Annotated in this window: 22 protein-coding genes, 1 tRNA gene and 1 pseudogene; 13 read left to right on the forward strand and 11 right to left on the reverse strand. The window is 74.4% G+C overall.

What is annotated here, in order from left to right; all coding sequences use genetic code 11:
• From IF37_RS0117745 to IF37_RS0117770, 6 genes and pseudogenes are all read left to right on the forward strand, one after another.
• Positions 1-852, forward strand: an 852-nt coding sequence (locus tag IF37_RS0117745; RefSeq protein WP_030743255.1) for an energy-coupling factor ABC transporter ATP-binding protein, incomplete at its 5' end; no start/stop codon positions are given.
• On the forward strand, positions 849-1,673 hold the full coding sequence (locus IF37_RS0117750) for an ECF transporter S component (protein WP_030743257.1): 825 nt from the start codon (positions 849-851) through the stop codon (positions 1,671-1,673). The genes IF37_RS0117745 and IF37_RS0117750, both read left to right, overlap by 4 nt.
• Positions 1,674-2,007: 334 nt before the next feature.
• Positions 2,008-2,421, forward strand: coding sequence for a transglycosylase SLT domain-containing protein (locus tag IF37_RS0117755; RefSeq protein WP_030743259.1), 414 nt, complete (start codon positions 2,008-2,010; stop codon positions 2,419-2,421).
• A 204-nt stretch (positions 2,422-2,625) separates the two neighbouring features.
• A pseudogene (locus tag IF37_RS45835) lies at positions 2,626-2,870 on the forward strand (DUF1275 domain-containing protein); the annotation flags it as partial.
• Positions 2,871-3,375: 505 nt separating this feature from the next.
• The gene (gene proP / locus IF37_RS0117765; protein WP_253915798.1) at positions 3,376-4,728 is read left to right on the forward strand and encodes a glycine betaine/L-proline transporter ProP; all 1,353 of its coding nucleotides are present in this window, start codon (positions 3,376-3,378) and stop codon (positions 4,726-4,728) included.
• Positions 4,729-4,995: 267 nt separating this feature from the next.
• The gene (locus tag IF37_RS0117770) at positions 4,996-5,667 is read left to right on the forward strand and encodes an O-methyltransferase (RefSeq protein ID WP_030743262.1); all 672 of its coding nucleotides are present in this window, start codon (positions 4,996-4,998) and stop codon (positions 5,665-5,667) included.
• Positions 5,668-5,693: 26 nt separating this feature from the next.
• Here IF37_RS0117770 and IF37_RS0117775 read toward each other — a convergent pair whose 3' ends face one another.
• The 3 genes from IF37_RS0117775 to IF37_RS0117785 form a co-directional block, all read right to left on the reverse strand.
• Positions 5,694-6,086, reverse strand: a complete 393-nt coding sequence (locus tag IF37_RS0117775; protein ID WP_030743264.1) for an FHA domain-containing protein — start codon at positions 6,084-6,086, stop codon at positions 5,694-5,696.
• A 191-nt stretch (positions 6,087-6,277) separates the two neighbouring features.
• On the reverse strand, positions 6,278-7,285 hold the full coding sequence (locus tag IF37_RS45840; protein ID WP_253915795.1) for a hypothetical protein: 1,008 nt from the start codon (positions 7,283-7,285) through the stop codon (positions 6,278-6,280).
• A gap of 5 nt (positions 7,286-7,290) precedes the next feature.
• Complete coding sequence (locus IF37_RS0117785; protein ID WP_030743268.1) at positions 7,291-7,971, reverse strand: hypothetical protein; 681 nt, start codon at positions 7,969-7,971, stop codon at positions 7,291-7,293.
• 117 nt (positions 7,972-8,088) lie between these two features.
• On the opposite strand from IF37_RS0117785, the gene IF37_RS0117790 reads away from it, so the two are divergent.
• Positions 8,089-8,613, forward strand: a complete 525-nt coding sequence (locus IF37_RS0117790) for a GNAT family N-acetyltransferase (RefSeq protein ID WP_030743270.1) — start codon at positions 8,089-8,091, stop codon at positions 8,611-8,613.
• On the opposite strand, the gene IF37_RS0117795 is transcribed toward IF37_RS0117790, so the two are convergent.
• Positions 8,600-10,642 carry an MDR family MFS transporter gene (locus tag IF37_RS0117795; protein WP_030743272.1) on the reverse strand — a complete coding sequence of 681 codons (2,043 nt, stop codon included), beginning with the start codon at positions 10,640-10,642 and terminating at the stop codon, positions 8,600-8,602. The genes IF37_RS0117790 and IF37_RS0117795 overlap by 14 nt on opposite strands.
• Before the next feature lie 1,115 nt (positions 10,643-11,757).
• Between IF37_RS0117795 and IF37_RS45845 the strand changes: the two genes are divergently transcribed.
• Positions 11,758-12,315 carry a peptidoglycan-binding protein gene (locus IF37_RS45845; RefSeq protein ID WP_253915796.1) on the forward strand — a complete coding sequence of 186 codons (558 nt, stop codon included), beginning with the start codon at positions 11,758-11,760 and terminating at the stop codon, positions 12,313-12,315.
• A 43-nt stretch (positions 12,316-12,358) separates the two neighbouring features.
• On the opposite strand, the gene IF37_RS0117805 is transcribed toward IF37_RS45845, so the two are convergent.
• The gene (locus tag IF37_RS0117805) at positions 12,359-13,027 is read right to left on the reverse strand and encodes an HAD-IA family hydrolase (RefSeq protein WP_030743276.1); all 669 of its coding nucleotides are present in this window, start codon (positions 13,025-13,027) and stop codon (positions 12,359-12,361) included.
• Between the two features lie 203 nt (positions 13,028-13,230).
• Positions 13,231-13,812 (reverse strand): TMEM165/GDT1 family protein, encoded by a 582-nt coding sequence (locus IF37_RS0117810; RefSeq protein ID WP_030743278.1) that lies wholly within the window; start codon positions 13,810-13,812, stop codon positions 13,231-13,233.
• A 388-nt stretch (positions 13,813-14,200) separates the two neighbouring features.
• Here IF37_RS0117810 and IF37_RS0117815 point away from each other — a divergent pair, with 388 nt between their 5' ends.
• Positions 14,201-14,845 (forward strand): HNH endonuclease family protein, encoded by a 645-nt coding sequence (locus IF37_RS0117815; protein WP_030743281.1) that lies wholly within the window; start codon positions 14,201-14,203, stop codon positions 14,843-14,845.
• Here the strand turns inward: IF37_RS0117815 and IF37_RS0117820 are convergent.
• From IF37_RS0117820 to IF37_RS0117830, 3 genes are all read right to left on the reverse strand, one after another.
• Positions 14,827-15,453, reverse strand: coding sequence for a DedA family protein (locus tag IF37_RS0117820; protein ID WP_030743283.1), 627 nt, complete (start codon positions 15,451-15,453; stop codon positions 14,827-14,829). The two genes, IF37_RS0117815 and IF37_RS0117820, sit on opposite strands and share 19 nt — an antisense overlap.
• Before the next feature lie 125 nt (positions 15,454-15,578).
• A complete protein-coding gene (locus IF37_RS0117825; RefSeq protein WP_030743285.1) occupies positions 15,579-16,031 on the reverse strand; it encodes a DoxX family protein in 453 nt (150 codons plus the stop codon).
• A gap of 290 nt (positions 16,032-16,321) precedes the next feature.
• Positions 16,322-16,558, reverse strand: coding sequence for a DUF2277 domain-containing protein (locus tag IF37_RS0117830; RefSeq protein WP_030743287.1), 237 nt, complete (start codon positions 16,556-16,558; stop codon positions 16,322-16,324).
• Between the two features lie 93 nt (positions 16,559-16,651).
• On the opposite strand from IF37_RS0117830, the gene IF37_RS0117835 reads away from it, so the two are divergent.
• On the forward strand, positions 16,652-17,551 hold the full coding sequence (locus IF37_RS0117835) for a ketopantoate reductase family protein (RefSeq protein ID WP_030743289.1): 900 nt from the start codon (positions 16,652-16,654) through the stop codon (positions 17,549-17,551).
• Positions 17,552-17,636: 85 nt separating this feature from the next.
• Positions 17,637-17,984: a hypothetical protein gene (locus IF37_RS0117840; protein ID WP_030743291.1), complete on the forward strand. Its 348-nt coding sequence runs from the start codon at positions 17,637-17,639 to the stop codon at positions 17,982-17,984.
• 52 nt (positions 17,985-18,036) lie between these two features.
• Here the strand turns inward: IF37_RS0117840 and IF37_RS0117845 are convergent.
• Positions 18,037-18,108, reverse strand: a tRNA-Val gene (locus tag IF37_RS0117845).
• A gap of 208 nt (positions 18,109-18,316) precedes the next feature.
• On the opposite strand from IF37_RS0117845, the gene IF37_RS0117850 reads away from it, so the two are divergent.
• Together IF37_RS0117850 and IF37_RS0117855 are read left to right on the forward strand one after the other, a co-directional pair.
• Positions 18,317-19,714, forward strand: a complete 1,398-nt coding sequence (locus tag IF37_RS0117850; RefSeq protein ID WP_030743293.1) for a hypothetical protein — start codon at positions 18,317-18,319, stop codon at positions 19,712-19,714.
• Between the two features lie 104 nt (positions 19,715-19,818).
• Complete coding sequence (locus IF37_RS0117855) at positions 19,819-20,421, forward strand: DUF4383 domain-containing protein (protein ID WP_030743295.1); 603 nt, start codon at positions 19,819-19,821, stop codon at positions 20,419-20,421.
• Here IF37_RS0117855 and IF37_RS0117860 read toward each other — a convergent pair.
• Positions 20,409-21,548 carry an amidase domain-containing protein gene (locus tag IF37_RS0117860; RefSeq protein ID WP_253915797.1) on the reverse strand — a complete coding sequence of 380 codons (1,140 nt, stop codon included), beginning with the start codon at positions 21,546-21,548 and terminating at the stop codon, positions 20,409-20,411. The two genes, IF37_RS0117855 and IF37_RS0117860, sit on opposite strands and share 13 nt — an antisense overlap.
• Between the last annotated feature and the right edge of the window lie 58 nt (positions 21,549-21,606).

The following is a 21,606-nucleotide window of genomic DNA, read 5'->3' on the forward strand; positions in this document are numbered from 1 at the left end:
GTCCCCGCCGCCGGGGAGCGGCGCCCGGCCCCGGACGGCCCCGGCCGCCGCTCCCTCTTCCGGCGCCGCTCCGCCGCCCCCGCCCCGGGGGCCGGACGGGTCCCGCCGGCCGTCGTCCGCTCCCTCTCCGTCCGCCGCGACCGCGTCCAGGCCCTGCGGGACGTGGACCTGACCGTCACCGCCGGAGAGACGATCGCGCTGATGGGCCGGAACGGTGCCGGGAAGTCCACCCTGCTCGGCTCGCTCGTCGGGCTGGTGCCCCCCGGCTCCGGAACCGTCACGGTCGGCGGGGCCGTCCCGCACCGCACGGCGCCCCGCGACCTCGTGCGCCAGGTCGGTCTGGTCCCCCAGGACCCCCGCGACCTGCTGTACGCGGACACGGTCGCCGCCGAGTGCGTCTCGGCCGACGAGGACGCGGGCGCCGCCCCGGGCACCTGCCGGTCCCTGGTGTCCGGGCTGCTGCCGGGCATCACGGACGACACCCACCCCAGGGACCTGTCCGAGGGACAGCGCCTGGCGCTCGCGCTGGCCGTGGTGCTCACCGCCCGCCCTCCCCTGTTGCTGCTGGACGAGCCGACGCGCGGCCTGGACTACGCGGCCAAGGCCCGCCTGGTCGCGGTGTTGCGCGGGCTGGCGGCCGAGGGGCACGCGATCGTGCTCGCCACGCACGACGTGGAGCTGGCCGCCGAGCTGGCCCACCGGGTGGTGCTGCTCGCCGAGGGCGAGGTGATCGCCGACGGTCCGACGGCCGAGATCGTGGTGTCCTCGCCGTCCTTCGCGCCCCAGGTGACGAAGATCCTGGCGCCGCAGCGGTGGCTGACGGTGTCCGAGGTGCGGGAGGCGCTGGCATGAGCCCCGCCCCCCGGGTGCGCGCCGTCCGGCTCGGTCCGCGCGCGCTCGCCGCGCTGGCGCTGACCAGCGCGGTCGGCGTGGTCGCCGTCGGCTGGCCCTTCCTCGCCCCGCCGGACTCGCGCCTCGGCGCCCACGCCCAGGACGCGCCCTGGCTCTTCGCGGGCCTGCTGGTGCTGCTGGTGGCGGTGGTCGCGGCGACGATCTCGGAGTCGGACCTCGGCCCGAAGGCCGTGGCGATGCTGGGCGTGCTGGCCGCGACGGGCGCGGCGCTGCGGCCGATCGGCGCGGGCACGGCGGGGCTGGAGCCGATGTTCTTCCTGATGGTGCTCAGCGGGCGGGTGCTCGGCCCGGGCTTCGGGTTCGCGCTGGGCTCGGTGACGATGTTCGCGTCCGCGCTGCTCACCGGCGGGGTCGGGCCGTGGCTGCCGTTCCAGATGCTGGCGATGGGCTGGTTCACGATGGGCGCCGGGCTGCTCCCGGGGCCGGTGCGGCTGCGCGGCCGGGGCGAGCTGCTGATGCTCGCCGGCTACGGCTTCCTCGCGGCGTTCGCCTACGGCACGGTCATGAACCTGGCCGGGTGGCCCTTCCTGGGGGCGGCGGCCTCGGACATCTCCTTCGCGGCCGGGGACCCGGTCGCCGCCAACCTGGCCCGTTTCGTCGCGTACTGCCTGGCCACCTCGGTCGGCTGGGACCTGGGCCGGGCCGTCTGCACGGTGGTGCTGACCCTGGTCCTCGGCCCGGCGGTGCTGCGGGCCCTGCGCCGGGCCACCCGGCGGGCCGCTTTCGAGACCGCGGTCACGTTCGACGGTCACGCACGGTGAGGCGGCGCGCGCGGGCGGTGAGCGAGTCGGTGAAGCGCCCCACATGACGCACGTCACCTACGACCCGGAATCGTAGACCCTTTTGCCCCTTTTACCCCGCCATGCACCCCCTTTGACCTGCACATTGAGACGCACGCCACATAACGAGCCTTCCTCGCTGATCCGGCCACAACTAGTAAAGGGGGTCATTGCGGACGGGTTCCGGGCCTGTTTCTCTGGACGACGTCGCCAGGCGCCACGAGCCCACCCGGGCCGCGGCGCCGACGCATGCGGCCACCGCGCGTGGTCCGTCCCCTGCGGGCGATCCCCCGTCCCCGACGCAAGAGGTTCTTACGTGTCCGTCTCCTTCATCCGCCGCATCGCCTCCCCGAAGAAGGCCCTCACCACCGTCGCCCTGGCCGCCGCCACCGCCGGTATGGCCCTGACGGCCGCGCCCGCCCAGGCCGCCACCACCTCGGGCTCCTCCGCGCAGGCGATCGCGCACCAGATGATCCCGGACGCCGCGCAGTTCAGCGCCTTCAGCAAGATCGTCGAGCACGAGAGCGGCTGGAACCCCAGCGCCACCAACAGCTCCTCCGGCGCCTACGGCCTGGTCCAGGCGCTGCCGGGTTCGAAGATGTCCGCCGCCGGCGCCGACTGGAAGACCAACCCGGCCACCCAGATCAAGTGGGGTCTGGACTACATGAACTCCCGCTACGGCAGCCCGGCCAAGGCCTGGAGCTTCTGGCAGGCCAACGGCTGGTACTGAGCCGGCCCCGGTACCCCGGGCCGCCCCTCTCCCCCCGCATCCGCACCCTCGCCGCACCCGGCGGGGGTGCGCGCGCATGTCCGGGCGGGCGGCGCCGTCGCGCCGGGCGGGCCGCCTCACCGCCGGGTCCCGCGTGCCCGGCGCCGCCTTTTTGGCACCACGGCGGCAGGCCGCACCGAAAGGTACCGCTGCCCCGGAGGGACGATGACGACGCCGACACCGCCGCTGCGGGACCCGGAGGCGCGCGGGCTGCGGCTGGTGGCCGTACCGCTGGCCTGACGGCGGTCAGAGGCCTGATCGACGCCGTCGGCCATCCGGGCCTGGACCGCGTCCGCACCGCCGACATGACCGGCGACATGGTCATCCCCGGCTTCCCCGTGCCGCACACGGCCACGTCCCTGTGCCGCTTCCCGCTGGGCGCGGTGACCGGCGGCCGGGTGGCGACCCGACACGACCCTCCAGCGGCTGTGACCGGCATCCGGCGCCGAGGCGGGGACACCGGGCACTGACCGGCGCCCGGCGCCAGGGCGGGGCCACCGGACGGCGACGGGCACCCGGCAGCGGGCGGCGCCGGGCGGCGCCGCCCGGCACGGGCCGGACACGCGGGCCGGACGCACGGGCCGGACACGCGGGCCGGACACGCGGGCCGATGCACGGCTCCGCCGTTCGCGGCTTTTGTCCGAAAAGGGACCCTCTGCACGCCCGTGGTTGCACGCCGGGAGCGCGACAAGGATCACATCGACCCGCACGCATACCCCGGCGCGAACGGGCAGACGTACCTGCGTATCCGCACTTTAGCTGCGCAGAGCGCATAAGTGCATACGGCACGTAAGGGGCAGAGGTCCCCCTATGGTCGTTTTTCGGCCCGCCGCACGTCATTGCCGCCGTCCCGGGCCCGTCCCTGTCCCCGTCGAAAGGTAGGCGAGCCCCGTTTTGGCGACTGTCACTGCCGTCATCCCGCATCAGAAGACCCGCCGGGCCGCCAAGTCCCGCGAGGTCACCGTGACCGACCCCGCGCTCGTCAAGCGCGCCGTGAAGGCGGCGGCGCTCGGCAACGCGATGGAGTGGTTCGACTTCGGTGTCTACAGCTACATCGCGGTCACCCTGGGCAAGGTCTTCTTCCCGTCCGGCAACCCGACCGCGCAGCTGCTGTCGACGTTCGGCGCCTTCGCGGCGGCCTTCCTGGTCCGCCCGCTCGGCGGCCTGGTCTTCGGCCCGCTGGGCGACCGGGTGGGCCGCCAGAAGGTCCTCGCCCTCACCATGATCATGATGGCGGCGGGCACGTTCGCGATCGGTCTGATCCCCTCCTACGCGACGATCGGCGTCGGAGCGCCGCTCCTGCTGCTGGCCGCCCGCCTCGTGCAGGGCTTCTCCACCGGCGGCGAGTACGCGGGCGCGTCCACCTTCATCGCCGAGTACGCGCCGGACAAGAAGCGCGGCTTCTTCGGCAGCTGGCTGGAGTTCGGCACCCTCGCCGGGTACATCGGCGGCGCGGGTCTGGTCACCCTGATGACCGCCCTGCTCTCCTCGCACGACCTGCTCTCCTGGGGCTGGCGCATCCCGTTCCTGGTCGCGGGCCCGATGGGCATCATCGGCCTCTACCTGCGAATGCGGCTGGAGGAGACCCCGGCGTTCGCGGCGGAGGTCGAGAAGGCGGAGGCCGCCCGGCCCAAGGTGCCGCTGCGCGAGATGGTCGCGGGCCAGTGGAAGGCCCTGCTGATCTGCATGGGCCTGGTGCTGGTCTTCAACGTCACCGACTACATGCTGCTGTCGTACATGCCGAGCTACCTCACCAGCGAGCTGAAGTACGACGAGACGCACGGTCTGCTGGTCGTGCTCGGGGTGATGGCCCTGATGATGATCGTCCAGCCGTTCGCCGGCGCGCTGACCGACCGGGTCGGCCGCCGTCCGGTGATCGCGGCGGGCTGTGCGGGCTTCCTGCTCCTGTCCGTCCCGGCGCTGCTGCTGATCCGCGAGGGCAGCCTGGTCGCCGTCGCGCTGGGCATGGGCGCGCTGGGCATGCTGCTGGTCTGCTTCACGGCGGCCATGCCGGCCGCGCTGCCGGCCCTCTTCCCGACCCGGGTCCGGTACGGCTCCCTGTCGATCGGCTTCAACGTCTCCGTGTCGCTGTTCGGCGGGACGACCCCGCTGGTCGTGACCGCGCTGATCGGGGCGACGGGCAACATGATGATGCCCGCGTACTACATGATGGCCGCGGCCGTCGTGGGCGGGTTCGCCGTGTGGCGGATGTCGGAGTCGGCCGGCCGTCCGCTGCCGGGCTCCGCCCCCTCGGTCGAAGGCCGGTAGACGCCCCCGGCCGAAGGCCGAAGGACGCCCTTGTCACGGGGCTGTGGGGGGAACCGATACGCGTATCGGTTCCCCCCACAGCCCCGTGACCCGTGTCCGGGCACCCGCCGTCGTCCGCGCCCGGCCCGTCGTACGGGGCGCGCGGCGGCCGGTGACCGTGCCGACGCGGGTCTCCCCACCCGCGCCGATCGGCTGGGATCATCGACAGCGGGCAGGGCGGAACAGCCTCCGGCAGACACTCGGCACTCGGGAAAGGCAGCAAGCGCTATGAGCGGGTCGCAGCTCTGGGACGACGTCGACGACTACTTCATCAGCCGGCTCTCACCGGACGACGAGGCGCTGCGCGCGGCCTTGCGGGAGAGTGAGGCGGCCGGGCTGCCGCCCATCGCGGTCACCGCCGCGCAGGGCAAGTTCCTCCAGCTGCTCGCCCAGACGCAGGGCGCCCGGCACGTACTGGAGATCGGCACGCTCGGCGGGTACAGCACCATCTGGCTGGCGCGGGCCCTGCCCGAGGACGGCAGGCTGATCTCGCTGGAGTACAGCGCCAAACACGCCGACGTCGCCACCCGGAACATCAGCCGGGCCGGCCTGGACCGGGTCGTGGAGGTGCGGGTGGGCCCGGCGCTGGAGTCGCTGCCCAAGCTCGCCGACGAGAACCCGGCCCCCTTCGACCTGGTCTTCATCGACGCGGACAAGGCCAACAACGAGCACTACGTGGAGTGGGCGCTGCGGCTCACCCGGGCGGGCAGCCTGATCGTCGTGGACAACGTGGTGCGCGGTGGCCGGGTGGCCGACGCGGGCAGCACCGAGCCGGACGTGATCGGCACCCGTGCCGCGATCGAACTGATCGCCGCGCATCCGCGGCTGAGCGGTACGGCGATCCAGACGGTCGGGAACAAGGGCCACGACGGCTTCGCGCTGGCCCGGGTGCTGGGCTGAGCCCGCCGGGCGGCGCGGGTCCCGTCTCACACCTCGTGGTGGAAGCCGACGTTGACGCTGCGCCGCTCGGTGCGGTCCTGGATGACGACCTCGCCGGAACCGCCGCGCGGCAGCGGCACCGTCTCGCCGTAGCCGACGGGCCGCACGTGCGGCCCGTGGCCGAGCCGGACCTCGGACGCCGGGTCCGGCTGTGAGCCGCGCAGCCAGGTCAGCCGCCAGGTGCCGTCCTGGGCGCAGACGAACTCCAGGTGGACGCGGGAGACGAACAGCCAGTCCTCGGGGGTGGCCAGCCGGCACAGCGCCGCGTCACGGCCCACCCGCAGTGCCGCGCCGGGCTCGCTGGGCGCCTCGGCCATCGTCATGCCGGCCGTGGCGCCCGCGTCCGCCGCGGAGACGGCGGCCATGGTGAGTTCGAGCACGAGCGTTCCCCCTGAGACGTCCTGGGCGGCGGGCGGATCGCCGTACCGCCGCCGCATGATAGAACGCCCGGCGGCGTCCCGTCCGGCACAACGGCTCCACGACCGGGCGGGAGCCAGCCCGGCCCGTACGGGAACGGCGGCAGCGCGAAGCTGCCGCCGTCGGGAGCGGGGTACGGGGCGGAGGGCCGGGGTCAGCCGTGCAGCAGCCGTCCGGCCAGCTCACGGTAGTCGCGCAGGGCGAGCCGGAGCTGCTCGGTGTCGGTCCCGGCGGCGGGACCGCGGTCCTCGGCGCCCTCCCAGGACGCCCGCAGGGTACGGCGCCGACGCGTCACCGCCTCGCTGAACCGCGCGGCGATCTCCTCCAGCGCCCGGTCGGCCTGCTCCACGGCCGCCCGGGGCTCGTCCACGAACCCCCCGACCACCTCCCGTATCCGGCCCTCCCACCGCTCGGCCTCCTCCCGCGCCAGCAGGGGCGCGGCGGCACCCCCGGAGGCGGAGGAGCCACCGGTGGTGCCGGTGGCCGCGGTGCCGCCGGACGTCCGCGCACCGCCCGCGAGCGGTTCACCGCCCGAGGCCACGGTCGCGCCGGGCGTGTGAGCGGCGCCCGCGCCGGGGGCGCCGTCGGACGCCGTCGAACCGCCGGAGCCGGGCGTGCCGGGGGCCGCCGGCCAGGTGTCCCGGGAGGGGGCGTCGGTCGTGGTGGACTCGCGTGCGGCGGACGCGCCGGGGGACGGCGCTCCCAGGCCGTTCTCGGGCATGCGGTCCTCCTCCGAGATCGCGGCCCGCTCCGTCCGGTGGCTCGCGGTGAACCCCTCGTCGGTGCCGGGCCCCAGGTCTTCCGTGCCGGGCCGCAGCCGTTCCGTACCGGGCCGCTGTCCCGCGCCCGCGCCCGTGCCGCCGCCCGGCGACGCGGGCATTCCCGCCGGTCCCGGAGGGGGCGCGGGGGTGTCCTCCGGGGTGCGGTCGTCACCGGTCAGTCCCTCCCGGCCGGGGCCGGCCGATCCGGGCAGCCGCCCGCCGGGCCCGGCCGGAGCCGGCTCGCCGGGCAGCCGCTCCCCGGGCCGGGGTTCGCCCGGCTCCCGGTGCCCCGGTGCCGCGTCCCCGGGCGCCCACTCGTCCCGCGAGGTGAACCGTTCGTCGTCGCCCGGCCGCGGTGCGGGGCGCCGGTCGTCCGAGTCGTCGCTCATCCTGTCCGCCATGCCCCTCAGCTCTCCTTCGGTCGGCTCCGGTGCGGCGCCCACGGCACGTGCGAACGGGCGTGGGAGTGCGCTCCCCCGGTGGCCGGGGTGCGGTCCGTACCGGCGGGAGCCCGGTGCCGGCCGCTCTCGGCGCTGGTCAGGTCGTCGAAGAGGGCGCGGGCGCCGAGCAGCGCCGCACGCAGTTCCTCCGTTCCGGTACCGGCCGTGCCGGTACCGCCGTCGGTGCCCGCGCGGGCCACCCGGTGCACCTGCCGGTAGCCGTCGACGTGCTCGGCGTGGTGCACGGACAGCGCGGCGAGCTGCTCCTCGTAGCGGCCGCCGTCGGGGTAGCCGCGGATCGCGGCGACTTCCGCGATCAGCGCGTCGGCCTCGGCCACCGCCTCCCGCGGCGAGTCGACGAAGTGCTCCTGCACGGCCGTCCAGCGGTCCGCGTACCGCTGCCGCTCGGCGCCGTCCAGCGGCCGTTCCCGCAGGTCGCCGTGGCGTTCGACCCGCTCGGCCAGCTCTCGCTCGGCGGCCTTGGTGTCCCCGTCGTGCAGGGCCACGGTCCGCTCGTACTCGGGCCCGAAGCGCCGCTTCAGGCCGGGTCCGCCGCTCCGTCCCCGGCCCCGCACGATCAGGGCGGCCGCGCCGAGGACCACGACCGCCGCGATCACGATCAACAGAATGATCAGCCCTGTGGACATGGTTGCCTTCCGCTCGGACCGGCCCCGCCGGCCGGTTCTCCCTTCGGGTGACCCGGAACCCGGCCCACAAACGGGCGCCGGAAACCGGTTGCCGAGCCCACGGGGTGCCTTCGGACAATGGCCGGCATGACATGGACGATCGCTCCGGAGCCGTACGACTCGCCGGCCGCCGCCGCGCTGTGGCGGGCGTACTACACGGAGGTCAGCGACCGCTGGTACCTGCTGCACGAAGGGCGCCGCACCGACCCGGACGAGCTGGAGCGGCGGATCGCGGCCGTGACCGGTGCCGAACTCCGGCCGCCCACCGGACAGCTGGCCGTAGGGCGGTACGACGGCACGCCGGGCGGCTCGGCGGGCGTACGGCTGCTGGACGCGGACACCGCCGAGCTGACCCGGGTGTTCGTGCTGCCCGGCCTGCGCGGCACCGGCGGGGCCCCGCTGCTGGTGGCCGCCGCGGAACTGGCCGCCCGCGGGCTGGGCGCCCGGCGGATCGTCCTCGACACCCGCGCGGACCTGGTCGAGGCCCGCGCCCTGTACGCCCGCCTCGGCTACACCGAGACCGGCCCGCACAACACCGACCCGTACGCCGAGCACTGGTTCCGCAAGGAGCTGGGCCCGGTGCGGTCCGTCAGCCGGCCCTGACCACCGGGCCGCCGTCGTACGGGCGCTCCCGCTCCGCCCCGCACAGTTCGCCGGTGAGTTCGCGCACCAGCCGGGTGAGGTCGGCGGAGCGGCCGGGCCGCCACCAGTCGCCGAGCAGTTCGGCCAGGGACTCCTCACGGGCCGTGGCGAGCCGTTCGGCGACCTCACGGCCGCTGTCGGTCAGGACGAGGTCCAGGCCCCGCCGCTCGGCGAGCCGGCGTTCCTCGACCTGGCGGGCGGCGGCCATGACCGTCTGGAGCGGGACCGTGCTGCGCTCGGCCAGCACCCCCGGTTCGACCGAGCCGTAGCGGCGGACGCGCAGCAGCAGCCAGCCGGCGGCGGGCAGCAGGTCGTACCCGGCCCGTTCGATGATCTTCCGGTAGACCTCGCGGCGGCCCTCCCGGGTGCCCAGCACGGACAGGGCCCGGCAGCACTCGTCGTAGGAGGAGCGCTGGACCGGGTTGGGCGGGATGGTCTCGGAGGCGTCCGGCGCGGTGACCGAGCCGCGCAGCCGGTCCTCCTTCAGGAACCAGGCCAGCAGGAAGCCGAGCAGGGCGACGGGCGCGGCGTAGAGGAAGACGTCGGTGATGGCGGACGCGTAGGCGTGCAGGGCCGGGGGGCGCAGCGCGGGCGGCAGGGCGGCGATGCCCCGCGGGTCCGCCGTCAGCGTGCCGGTGCCGGTGCCGGGCGGCAGGCGTACGCCGCGGAAGGCGTCGGCCAGCTCGTCGCCGAGGCGGCTCGCGAAGACCGTGCCGAAGACGGCCACGCCGAAGGAGGCGCCGATGGAGCGGAAGAAGGTGGCGCCGGAGGTGGCGACGCCCAGGTCCTCGTACGACACGGCGTTCTGCACGATCAGCACCAGGACCTGCATGACCAGGCCGAGTCCCAGGCCGAAGACGAAGAAGCAGAGGCTCATCACGGCGGTGGAGCTGTGTTCGTCGAGCCGGTGCAGCAGGAGCAGGCCGAGGGTGGTGACGGCGGTGCCGGTGACCGGGAAGACCTTCCAGCGGCCGGTGCGGCTGACGATCTGCCCGGAGACCGTGGACGACAGCAGCAGGCCGACCACCATGGGCAGCATGTGCACGCCGGACAGGGTCGGCGAGATGCCGTGCACGACCTGGAGGAAGGTCGGCAGATAGGTCATCGCGCCGAACATGGCGAAGCCGACGACGAAGCTGATGAGGGAGGCGAGGGTGAAGGTCCGGACGCGGAACAGCCGCAGCGGCAGCACGGGCTCGGCGGCCCGGCGCTCCACGGCGACGAACGCCAGGGCGAGCAGTACGCCCAGCACGGCGAGGCCGGCGACCTGACCCGAGCCCCAGGGCCAGGTGGTGCCGCCGAGCGAGGCCACCAGCACCAGGCAGGTGGCGAAGGCGGCGATCAGGAACGTGCCCGCGTAGTCGATGACGTGGTGGGCGCCGCGGCGCGGGATGCGCAGCGCCACGGCGATGACGGCCAGGGCGACCACGCCGACGGGCAGGTTGACGTAGAACACCCAGCGCCAGCTCAGCTGCTCGGTGAGCAGCCCGCCGAGCAGCGGCCCGAGCACGCTGGCGGCGCCGAACACGGCCCCGAACAGCCCCTGGTACCGGCCGCGTTCGCGCGGCGGCACGAGGTCCCCGACGATCGCCATGGACAGCACCATCAGTCCGCCGCCGCCCAGTCCCTGGAGCGCCCGGAAGGCGATGAGCTGGGGCATGTCCCGGGCCATGCCGCACAGCGCCGAACCGATCAGGAAGATCACGACGGCGGCCTGGAACAGCCGCTTGCGGCCGTACTGGTCGCCGAGTTTGCCCCACAGCGGGGTAGCGGCGGTCGACGCCAGCAGATAGGCGGTGACGACCCAGGAGAGGTGTTCGAGTCCGCCGAGGTCGCTCACGATCGTCGGCAGCGCGGTCGCCACGATGGTCTGGTCGAGGGCGGCGAGCAGCAGCCCGAGCAGCAGGGCGCCGATCGGGACGAGTACACCGCCCGGCACGCGCTCGCCGCCCCGGGCGTCCTGTGCCGTGCCGTGCGTGTCCAGGGTCATGGAGACCTCCCGGGGCTCGGGTGCGCCTCCTCCATCGTCATCGGTGTCTCCGTTCATGGCCTGTCGAGCCCCTGCGGTCGGGGAGGGAATCCGCCTATCCTCTGAAGCTCCCGAGGGGAGGGGCCGAACGCGTGACTGGTGGGAGGCAGCGATCCACGTGCCCGGAGTGCGGGGCGCCGAGGGGGCCGGACAACACGCCGTCCTGCGACTGCACGGAACGGGCGTCCCGCGCTCTGCGGGCAACCCGCACCTCCGAGGCGGCGGCAGCGGAGGACTTCGACCCCCTGCGCATACGCCCGTACGTCTCCCCCACGGAACCCCCGGCACCGGACGCGATGCCGGGGGCGGGGGCGGCTTCTCCGGGGGCGCCGGGTGGGACCCCGCAGACGGGGACCGCTTCCGCGGGGGTGCCGGGTGGGGCCGCACAGGCAGGGGCGGCTTCCCCCGGAGTGCCGCGTCAGGCCGCGCAGGCAGGGACCGCTTCCGCGGGGGTGCCGGGTGGGGCCGCACAGGCGGGGGCGCGGGAGGTCGCGTCCGCGATGCCGAGTGCGACGTCGGAGGCGCCGCGCGCAGCCGCGGGCGACCCCTCCGGGGAGGTGTGGGCCGGGGCGGACGTCGAGGACTCGTGGTCGAGGCCCGGCGCGGCGCCGGGAGACACAGCCAGGGCAGGCGTCGACGGCTCGCGGCCGGGGCCCGGCACAACACCGGGAGACGCGGCCGGGGCAGGCACCCAGCGCTCAGGGTCGGGGCCCGGCCCTGTACCGGGGGACGCGGCCGGAGCAGACGCCCAGCGCTCACAGCCGGGTCCCGGCGAGGCACCCGGAGACGCGGCCAGGGCAGGCGACGAGAACTCGTGGCCGAAACCCGGCACAGCACCGGGGAACGCGGCCAGAGTAGACGCCCATCGCTCACGACCAGAGCCCGGCACAGCATCGGGGGACGCGGCCGGAGCAGGCACCCCGCACTCGTGGCCAGAACCCGGCGCGGCGCCGGGAAACGCGATCGGAGCAGACGCCCGGCGCGCACAGCCGGAGCTCGGCGCGGCGCCGGGGGACTCGACCGGGGCAGGGGAATCGCGGGGCCGCGGCACCCGCCGTACCGTGCTGCCGGCCGCCGTGGGCGTCACCGTGGCGATCGTCGCGGCGGCCGGTTCCGCGCTGCTCCTCTCCTACCACGCGCCGACCCGGGAGCACACGGCCCCGGTGGTGCGGGAGAGCGTGCCGGACGTGACATCCAGGGCGCCGGTCCGGGCGACCGTGCCGGCACCGCCGGCCGTCGCCCCCGGCTCACCGCCCCCGCCGCCCTCCGCGCCGGCCCGCCCGGACCCGTCGGCCCATAGCGTGTCACCGTCCCCGACCCCCACGGTCTCCGGCGGCACCTCGCCCGCCGCCTCGCCTAGCCCGTCCCCGACGCCGTCCGGCACCCCGGGCGGCACGGCGACCGCCCCCGCACCCGTGCTGCGGCGCGGCGACACCGGTCCGGAGGTCAGCGGACTCCAGCGGCGGCTGCGCCAGCTGAATCTCTACGGCGACCGGATCGACGGCGTCTACACCCGCCATGTGGAGGACGCCGTGCGCGCCTACCAGCTGGCCCGGGGAGTGACGGGCGACCCGCCCGGCGCGTACGGCCCGGCGACGCGGAAGAGCCTGGAGGCCGAGACGACGGACCCCTGAGGCGGCCGGCGGTTTCCCGGCCGGCGCCCCGTGGTCCGTCCGGTCAGCCGATGTGCAGCCGGATCGTGCCGTCGGCCGCCGCCTCGACCCGTACCCGCGTCAGGTCCGGCACGGCCACGTCCGGCTCGTGGCGGACGGCTCGGGGGCCGACGCCGACCACCCTCATGCCCGCGGCGCGCCCCGCCGCGATACCCGCGCCGGAGTCCTCGAAGACGACACAGTCGGCGGGGGCGACGCCCAGCTCGGCGGCGCCCTTGAGGAAGCCCTCGGGGTCGGGCTTGCTCGCGCCCACCGACTCGGCGGTCACCCGGACCGCCGGCAGCGCCAGCCCGGCGGCGTGCATGCGGGCCGTGGCCAGGCCGGTGTCGGCGGAGGTCACCAGGGCGTGCGGCAGCCCCGCCAGGGCGGCGAGGAACGCCCCCGCGCCGGGGATCTCGATCACGCCGTCGGTGTCGGCGGTCTCCTCGGCGAGCATGCGGGCGTTGTCGGCGAGGTTCTCCTCCCTCGGCCGGCCGGGCAGGAGCACGGCCATCGAGGCGTGGCCCTGGCGGCCGTGCACGACCCTCACCACCTCGTCGCCGTCCAGTCCCTGCCGCTCGGCCCAGCGCCGCCAGATGCGTTCGACCACGGCGTCCGAGTCGACGAGGGTGCCGTCCATGTCGAGCAGGAGGGCGCGGGCGGTCAGGACGGCGGGCGTGGTGGTGGCCGACATCGGAAGCTCCAGGAACGGAAGGGTCCCGCATCGGGTGGGACGGCGGGAGGGACAAGGCGGCCCCGCCCGCCGGTCAGGGAGAACGAGCGGGAGCCACTTTGTTTCTCCACGGTACAAAACCGGACCCCGGTTCCGCCACCGCCCCCGGCGAGTGTTCACCCGGTGTTCGGCCCCGCGGGCGGGCCGCCGGCCCGCGCGGCGGCTCAGCCGGCCACCGCCTCCCACAGGCTCCACACGCCGAGCCCCAGCATCAGCAGCGCCGCGATCTGCGTGATCAGCCGCAGCGGCACCCGCTTCATCAGGGCCTTTCCGCCGACGATGCCGAGTCCGGCGACGGCCCACAGGCCGAGCACCGCGCCGAGGCCGACGGAGACCGGGTCGTCGTAGCGGGCGGCGAGGTTGGCCGTCATGATCTGGGTGAGGTCACCGAACTCGGCGACCAGGATGAGCATGAAGCCGGTGCCGGCGACCTTCCAGAAGGACTGGTCGGCGGGCTTCTTGATCTCCTCGTCCTCCTCGTCCTTCTTCAGCAGCAGCATCGCGGCCCCGCCGAGGAAGAGGACGCCGGTGACGGCGTGCACGATCTGCTGCGGCAGCAGGGTGAGCACGCTGCCCGCCGCCACGGCGAGCACGACGTGCAGCAGGAAGGCGGCGGCGACGCCCGCGAAGACGTACGAGGCGCGGTAGCGGGTGCCGAGGACGAGACCGGCGAGCGCGGTCTTGTCCGGCAGTTCGGCGAGGAAGATGACGCCGAAGACGAGCGCCGTCACGGTGATGCTGATCAAGGTCCCTCAATCGGTCGGGCTGCCCCGCCGAGAGTGCGATACGTCATGCGCTGACACCTCGGCACGGCAGCACACTCGGCGCCCGTGCCGTCAGGGCGCGGGCGTGCACTGCTTTGCCGAAGGTCTCGCTGGCGGATCCCGACGAGAGTCGGTGGTCCGCCTCCGGGCGCCGGCTCAGGCTCGCTGAGCAGTATGTCGACGGTCCGGCGAAGAGCTACTCCCCTTCTGCGCTCCCCATCGTACGGGATGTGAAAGTTCCGCAGTCAACCTTGTCATGACATGAACACGCCATTAGCTTCTCACCGAGCGCTCACCCCACGGCCACACCGCACAGCGAGCATTCCCTCGCTCGCACTCCAACACCCCCACCTCCCAAGGGAGTTCACGCATGTCGAAAATCTACGCGCGTCGACGCACGGGTGTCCTCGCCGTCCTCACCGGTCTGATCGCCTCCTTGGCCATGCTCAACTCGCCGAGCGCCTCCGCCGCCCTGCCCACCCCCGTCAGCGCCGCGACCGCCCGCGGCTACCTCTCCCAGCTCACCGTGGCCACGGAGAACCGCACCGGCTACAGCCGCGACCTCTTCCCGCACTGGATCACCATCAGCGGCACCTGCAACACCCGCGAGACGGTCCTGAAGCGGGACGGCTCGAACGTCGTCACCGACTCCTCCTGCGCCGCCACCAGCGGCAGCTGGTACTCCCCCTACGACGGCGCCACCTGGACCGCCGCGTCCGACCTCGACATCGACCACCTCGTGCCGCTGGCCGAGGCGTGGGACTCCGGCGCGGGCAAGTGGACGACCGCGCAGCGGCAGGCCTTCGCCAACGACCTCACCCGCCCGCAGCTGATCGCCGTCACCGACAACGTGAACCAGGCGAAGGGCGACCAGGACCCGGCCACCTGGGTGCCGTCGCGCTCGGCCTACCTGTGCACGTACGTGCGGGCCTGGGTGCAGGTGAAGTACTACTACGACCTGTCGGTGGACTCCGCCGAGAAGAGCGCGCTGACCGGCTACCTGGCCGGCTGCTGAGCGACCGGCCGGCGGCGCATCAGGAAGCCCGCCGCCGCGCCGGCGGCGAACAGCGCGGCCACCGAGACGCCCGTGGCCAGCCAGGTCGCGCCCAGCCACTGGGCGCCGTAGTAGCCGAGGGCCACGCTGTAGGCGGCCCAGGACAGGCCGGCCAGGGCGGACCAGGGCAGGAAGTCGCGGGCGCGGCGGTGCGCGGCGCCCGCGCAGAAGGAGACCACCGAACGGCCGGCGGGGGCGAAGCGGGCGAGGACGACCAGCGCGCCGCCGCCCCGGGCCAGGGCGTCACCGAGGCGCTCCTGCGCGGTGGTCAGCCGCCGGGAGCGGGCTATCGCCCGGTCCAGCCGCTCCCCGCCGCGCCAGGCCAGCCGGTATGCGACCAGGTCGCCGAGGACCGAGGCGGTCGCCGCGGACAGGATCAGGGCCAGGAGGTCCGGCACCTCGTGCGGGACCTGGCCCGCCGCGCCGGAACCGGCCGCCGCCGCCGTGCCGGCCGTGATGACGAGCACCCCGCTGGGCAGGACCGGCAGGAACACGTCGAGCAGCACCGACACGGCCACCACGGCATAGATCCATGGCCCGGCCGCCAGCGACCCCACGCTCTCGAACACCACGACTCCGGTCACTCCCCCGTTTGACGGCTATACAGCGTACGCGGGGGGTGTGACAGGAGGTTCGCGGGGGGTTCGCGGGCCGATCACGGAGCGTTCACGGCCCTGGTGGAGCCGGATGCGCCTCAGGCCGCCACCGGGGTCTGTTCGGCAGCGCTGCCGCTGTCCGCCGCCGTCCGCCGGCCGAGGAGCCGGTCCAGGCCGAAGGCCCCGGAACCGGTGAAGACGAACAGCAGGAACGCCCAGCAGAACAGCACCGACAGCTCGCCGCCGTTCTGGATGGGCCACAGTGCGGCCTGCTGGTGGACGTCGAAGTAGGCGAACGCCATGGAGCCGGAGGCGATCAGCGCGGCCCCGCGGGTGCCGAGGCCGACCAGCACCAGGGCGCCGGCGACCAGCTGGATGACGGCCGCGTACCAGCCGGGCCAGGTGCCGGCCGGGATCGTGCCGCCGGTGCCGGCCGCGCCGCCGAGGACACCGAACAGGGAGGCGGCGCCGTGCACGGTGAAGAGCAGGCCGGTGACGATGCGGAAGATCCCTATGGCGTAGGGCTGAGCGGAGTTGAGGCGTGCGGACATGGGCAAGGACTCCTGTTCGGTGTCTGTCGGGCCGGCCGGGGACTGAGGAGGCCGGTCGTGGGGGCGGAGGTACCGAATCGAGCCATACGTTAGGCACACCTAATGAATGCTTGCAAGTTCAACATTCGGCCATACACCGCCCGCCGCGCCCCACCGGCACCACCCCGAACTGCCCTACCGGTCCAAGCGTTCGCCCGTTTCGCGCCGCACGACCGCCCCGCACTTCCCCACACCCCCGCACTCCCCCACTCCCCCCGCCCGCGCCCGCGGCCCACTCGCGCCGTCGCCCGCTACGGAGCGCTCCGCCTCGCGTCCGCGCGGCCCCTGACCTCCAGCGCGGCCAGCAGCTCGGCCGTCGCCCGGGACACGGCGGAGACCGCCTGCTCGAAGGCGTCGCGGTTGTGGGCGGCGGGGGCCCGGAAGCCCGAGACCTTGCGGACGTACTGCAACGCGGCCGCGTGGATGTCCTCGTCCGTGGCCTCGCCGGGGAGCGCGGGCGGACGCAGTGTTCTGATGCTCCGGCACATGCCCTCAGTCTCCCGCGCGCCACCGTCCCCTGCGATGATCGGCGCGAAGGCGGCCACCGACCCCCGGGGCCGACCGTCGAAGGGAACGACTCCATGACGCATCCGCCCACCGTGGCCGTCCTCGGCCCGGGCGGCACCGGCGGCCTGCTCGCCGCTCTGCTGTCCCGCTCCGGCCACCGCGTGATCTGCCTGGCCCGCGAGGACACGGCCGGCACGCTGCGCCGTACCGGTATCACGGTCCGCAGCCCGCGGTTCGGCACCTTCACCGCCCCCGTCGACGCGGACACCGAGCTGCGCGAACCGGTGGACGCCTGCCTGGTCACCGTGAAGCACACCGCGCTGGACGCCGCCCTCACCCGGGTCCCGCCCGCCGCCCTCGGCGACGCCCTGGTCGTACCGCTGCTGAACGGCGTCGAACACCCCGCGGCCCTGCGCGCCCGGTACCGCCCCGACCGGGTCGCCCCGGCGGTGATCCGCGTGGAGTCCACCCGGACCGCCCCCGGCGTGATCGAACACGGCAGCCCGTTCGCGGAGATCGACCTGGCCGGGAACGCGGTACCGCGCCCTCGTCTCGACGCGCTGGCCGACCGGCTCACGGCCGCGGGCGCGACCGCCCGGGTGGTCGGGGACGAGACGGCGGCCCTGTGGGCCAAGATGGCGTTCCTGGCGCCGTTCGCCCTGCTCACCACCCGGTACGGAATCCCGCTCGGCGAGGCCCGCACCCGGCACCGGGCCGAGCTGGAGGCGCTGGTGGCCGAGACCACGGCGGTCAGCCGCGCCTGCGGGGCCCGCGCCGACCCGGACGGGGCCCTCGCCCGGTACGACGCCTTCCCGCCCACCGCCAAGTCGTCCATGCAGCGCGACGCGGAGGCGGGGCGCCCGCTGGAACTCGACGCGATCGGCGGGGCGTTGCTGCGCGCGGCCGGGCGGCACGGCGTACCGGTGCCGGTGACCGCACGGCTGGTGGGGGAGCTGCGCGCGGCGGGGCACTGAGCCCCGGTCGCCCGTGCGGCTGAACCCGGCCGGAACCGCGCGGCCGGCCTCGCCATCGAAAATCGAACAGGCGTAGCATTGTCATGTGGCTACGACCTATGACTTCCCCAGTGACCTCCTCGCCGGCCAGGAGGAGCTGCATCAGGTCCGGGCCGAGCTGTCGGCCCTGCTCAAGCGGCTGCCCTGGTCGGTGGAGCCGATGGACGGCTTCACCGACGACACCGGCTGGCGCAAGGTGGAGCGACCCGCGTCCCCCGGCTGGACCGAGGACGAGCAGGCCGAGGTGGAGAAGCTGCGGCGGCGCGAGCACGAGCTGGCGGTGTTCGTCAGCACGCACCGTTTCTGGGCCGAGGTCGCGGCGGGCGACCGGGTGGAGGCCCGCTCCCGGCTGAAGCACGCCCCCGTGGGGACGGCGGAAGAGCGGGGGGAGTAGGGCACGCGGAACAGAACCGGCCCCTCGGAGAGTCTCCGAGGGGCCGGACCGGTGGGCGCGGACGGTTTCGAACCGCCGACATCCTGCTTGTAAGGCAGGCGCTCTACCCCTGAGCTACGCACCCGGGACAGGCCGACAGCCTACATTGCCCGGCGGGCCGCACGGCAAACCGTCCTCCCCGGCCGCTTCCGACGCGGGGCCGTTGCCGGGGTACCGGTCCGGGCGCGGCCGGGACGTCACGGTGCGCACGCGAACCGACCGACCCGTGTGTTCGTCCTCCACGGGTGGGAGAATGGCACCACCCAGGGCGAAGCACCACACGGGAGAGGGATGTGACGGCGACACCGGGCACGCCAGCGACACCGCCGTACCCGCCGCCGTACGGCACCCGGGCCCGGCCCGGCCGCCCGCCCCTGTGGGACACCCTCACCCTGCTGGCCCTGCCGCTGCTGGCCGCGCCCGCGCTGGCCGCCGCGTTCGCCGGCGGGGGCACCCGGCGCTGGTTCGGCGGGCGGGCGGAGACCCACCGGGCCGAGGCACAGGCCGCGAAGGACGCCGCCGCGACGGCGTTCTACGAACTCGACACCGCCCAGCGGGACCTGCGGATCTCGGTCGAGACCATCGCGGCGGTGGACGACTCCCCCGCCGCCCGGCGTGCCGTCTCCGGCTTCGAGGCGCTCGGGCGGCGCATCGACGAGGTCAGCCGGCAGTACATCGAGGCCGTGGACGCCCACGACCTGGACCGGGACGACCTGGAGGCCGCTACGGCCGCCCGGGCGCGCGCCGAGCTGACCACGGCCAAGGGCGAACTCGACCGGGTCCGCGCGGAACTGGACCGGTTCGCCGGCTCGCTCGGCCCGCTGCTGGACGACGCGGAGACCCGGCTGGCCCGGCTGGCACCCGCCGTGGAGCGGGCCCGGCAGTCGCTGCTGGCCGCGAGCGACGCCCTGGACGCCGTACGCGAGCGCGGCCTGCGGGCCGACGGGCCGGCCGCGCGGCTGGCGGCCCTCTCCCCGGAGCTGACCCGGCTGAACCAGGGTGCCGGACAGCACGGGGTGCGGGCGACGCTGGAGCGGGCCGAACGGGTGCAGCGGGAGGCCGGGGCGATCCGGGCCGAGGCGGAGCGGCTGCCGGAGCTGGCGGCCGAGCTCGACCACCGGCTGGTGTCCCTGCGGACCAGGGCACAGGCGCTGACCACGCGGGCCGAACAGGTGCAGCCGGTACTGAGCGAGCTGCGGCGCCGGTTCGCCGCCGCCTGCTGGCAGGACCTCCAGCAGGTGCCCGGACAGGCGGCTCGCAGCGTGCGGCAGGCCGAGCTGAAGCTGCGCGAGGCGCAGGCGGCGCGGGACGCCCAGCGGTGGCCGGACGCCACCTCGCTGCTGTCGACCGCCCGGGCGCTGCTGAACACCACCGACGAGGCCGTCTCGGCCGCCGGTGACCGGCTGGCCCGGCTGAACGCCGTGCAGAAGGACCCGCAGGCGGAGATCGAGCGGACCCGGTTCGCGATCCGGGACGCCCAGCGGCTGGCCATGGCGGGCCGTACGACCCCCGATCCGCGGGACGCCGGGCCGCTGGACGACGCGGTGGCCCGGCTGGAGCGGGCGATCGGCACGCTGGAGGGACGGCACCCGGACTACTGGCACTTCCTCACCGAGACGGAGGAGGTGCGGCAGGCGGTGGCGCGGGTGGTGGCGCGGATCCGCGAGGAGCGCGGCGCGGGGCACTCCTGACGGCGGGCCCGGGGCCCGTCGGGGGCGCGCGTGTTGCCGGTGGGGCGGGGCAGGCGGATATTTGATGGACGGATGGCCTCCGCTAGCGCCCGAGGAGGCGGAACATGGCCGCACACGCAGTGCACGTCAGGAAGACCGGTGAGCGGCGGGGGGCCCGGCTGGACGACCACCTGCCCGTCGACCACCGGCTGAACCGGATCTACCGGATCGGCGCGGGCCTGATCGGCACGTTCCTCGTCGTCTTCGGCATCCTCGGCCTGATCAACCACATCGGCTTCTTCGACACCGGCCGGAACGCGGTCGCGGGCCTGAACACCAACGGAACGCTCAGTGTGCTGTCGGTCTGCATCGGCGCGCTGCTGCTGGTCGGCATGGTGATCGGCGGGAACTTCGCGTCGACCCTGAACATGGTCCTCGGCGTACTGTTCCTGCTGAACGGCTTCCTGTTCCTCGGGCTGCTGGACACGCCCAACAACTTCCTGGCGTTCCGCATCCAGAACGTGTTCTTCAGCTTCATCGTGGGCCTGCTGCTGATGACCTTCGGCATGTACGGCCGGGTCGGCCACACCCTGCCGTACGACAACCCGTACTGGCGGGCCCGCCACCCGGAGCCCTCCCCGCGGGAACAGCGGACGCGGTCCGAGGGGCGGGAAGGGCGGGAGCGGCGGCGGGGCCCGCGGCAGCCGGACCCGGGTCAGGTCCTGTAGGCGTAGTACGCGGCGTTCGGGTACGAGGCGACGAGGCTGGCCACCGACCTGTTGTAGGTGTTGGTCGAGTGGTAGCTCACGTACGGCACGCCCCGGCTGTCACGGCTGGTGACGATCATCGAGTGGTCCTTGGACCCGTCCCGGTTGAAGTCCATCTGGAGCACGTCGCCGAGGTCCAGCTGGTAGACGTTGGCCAGGCTGGTGACGCGCTTGGAGGACAGGGCGAACCAGGAGAACTCGTTGACGCCGACGAACGAGTCGGACTGGATCTCGTTGTTGCCGAACCACTTGTGGAAGTCGTACGTGTAACCCGGTACGTGCTTCCAGCCGCCGGCCTTCAGCGCCTGGCTGACGAAGTTGGTGCAGTCGCCGCCGGACCCGTGACCGCTGTAGTCAGGGTAGTCCGGGTTGTACTTGTTCCAGTACTTCTGCGCGTACGCGACCATGGCCTTGTAGTCGTAGCCGGTCGCCGAGAAGTTCTTCGGGGCGGCCGGTGCGGGCCGGGTGGTGGCCGCGCGGGCCGCCGACGGCGGGCCGTCGTCCTCGGCGGCGGTCTTGGCGCCGGAGACGTCGGGCTTGGCGACCTGGTTCACCGCGAGGTAGCCCTGATCGGTGTCCTTGATGCCGGTGAGCTGCCAGTTGCCCTGCCGGTCGGCCGTGAAGGACAGCTCGTGGTGGGCCTGGAAGCCGGTGGACCGCGGACCGCCCGCCGTGGTCCCGGCGGCGTAGGTCAGCGTGGTGTCCTCGGTGACGGCCACCTTGGCGTGCCGGCCCTTGACCCGGGTGGCGTCCAGCGTGACCTTGGTGCTGCCCGCGCGGTACTTCTCGCCCAGGCCGGCCAGGCGGCCACGGCGGTCGCGCAGCTCGTCCAGCGCCGACTTCTGCTCCCGCGTCTGCCCGCCGGACAGGCGCACGGAGCCGGAGAAGCCGGACGTGTGCCGGGTCTCGGCCTTCCCCGCGCCCTGCACCAGGGCCTGGGTGCGGTCGGTGAAGACCGCGTCGGCCAGCTTCTGGAAGGTCGCCTTGGTGGCCGCGTCCACCGTCGGGTCGTCGGTCACCGCCGCACCCGCGCTCCAGTTGGGCACCAGGGCCACGCCGGCGACCACCGAGGCGGCCGCGGCGGTCACTATGGCCGTACGACGCCGCCCACGGCTCAGTCTTCTAGATCTCAATGATGTTCCCCTC

This window comes from Streptomyces sp. NRRL S-31 (assembly GCF_000718775.1).
GTDB lineage: Bacteria > Actinomycetota > Actinomycetes > Streptomycetales > Streptomycetaceae > Streptomyces.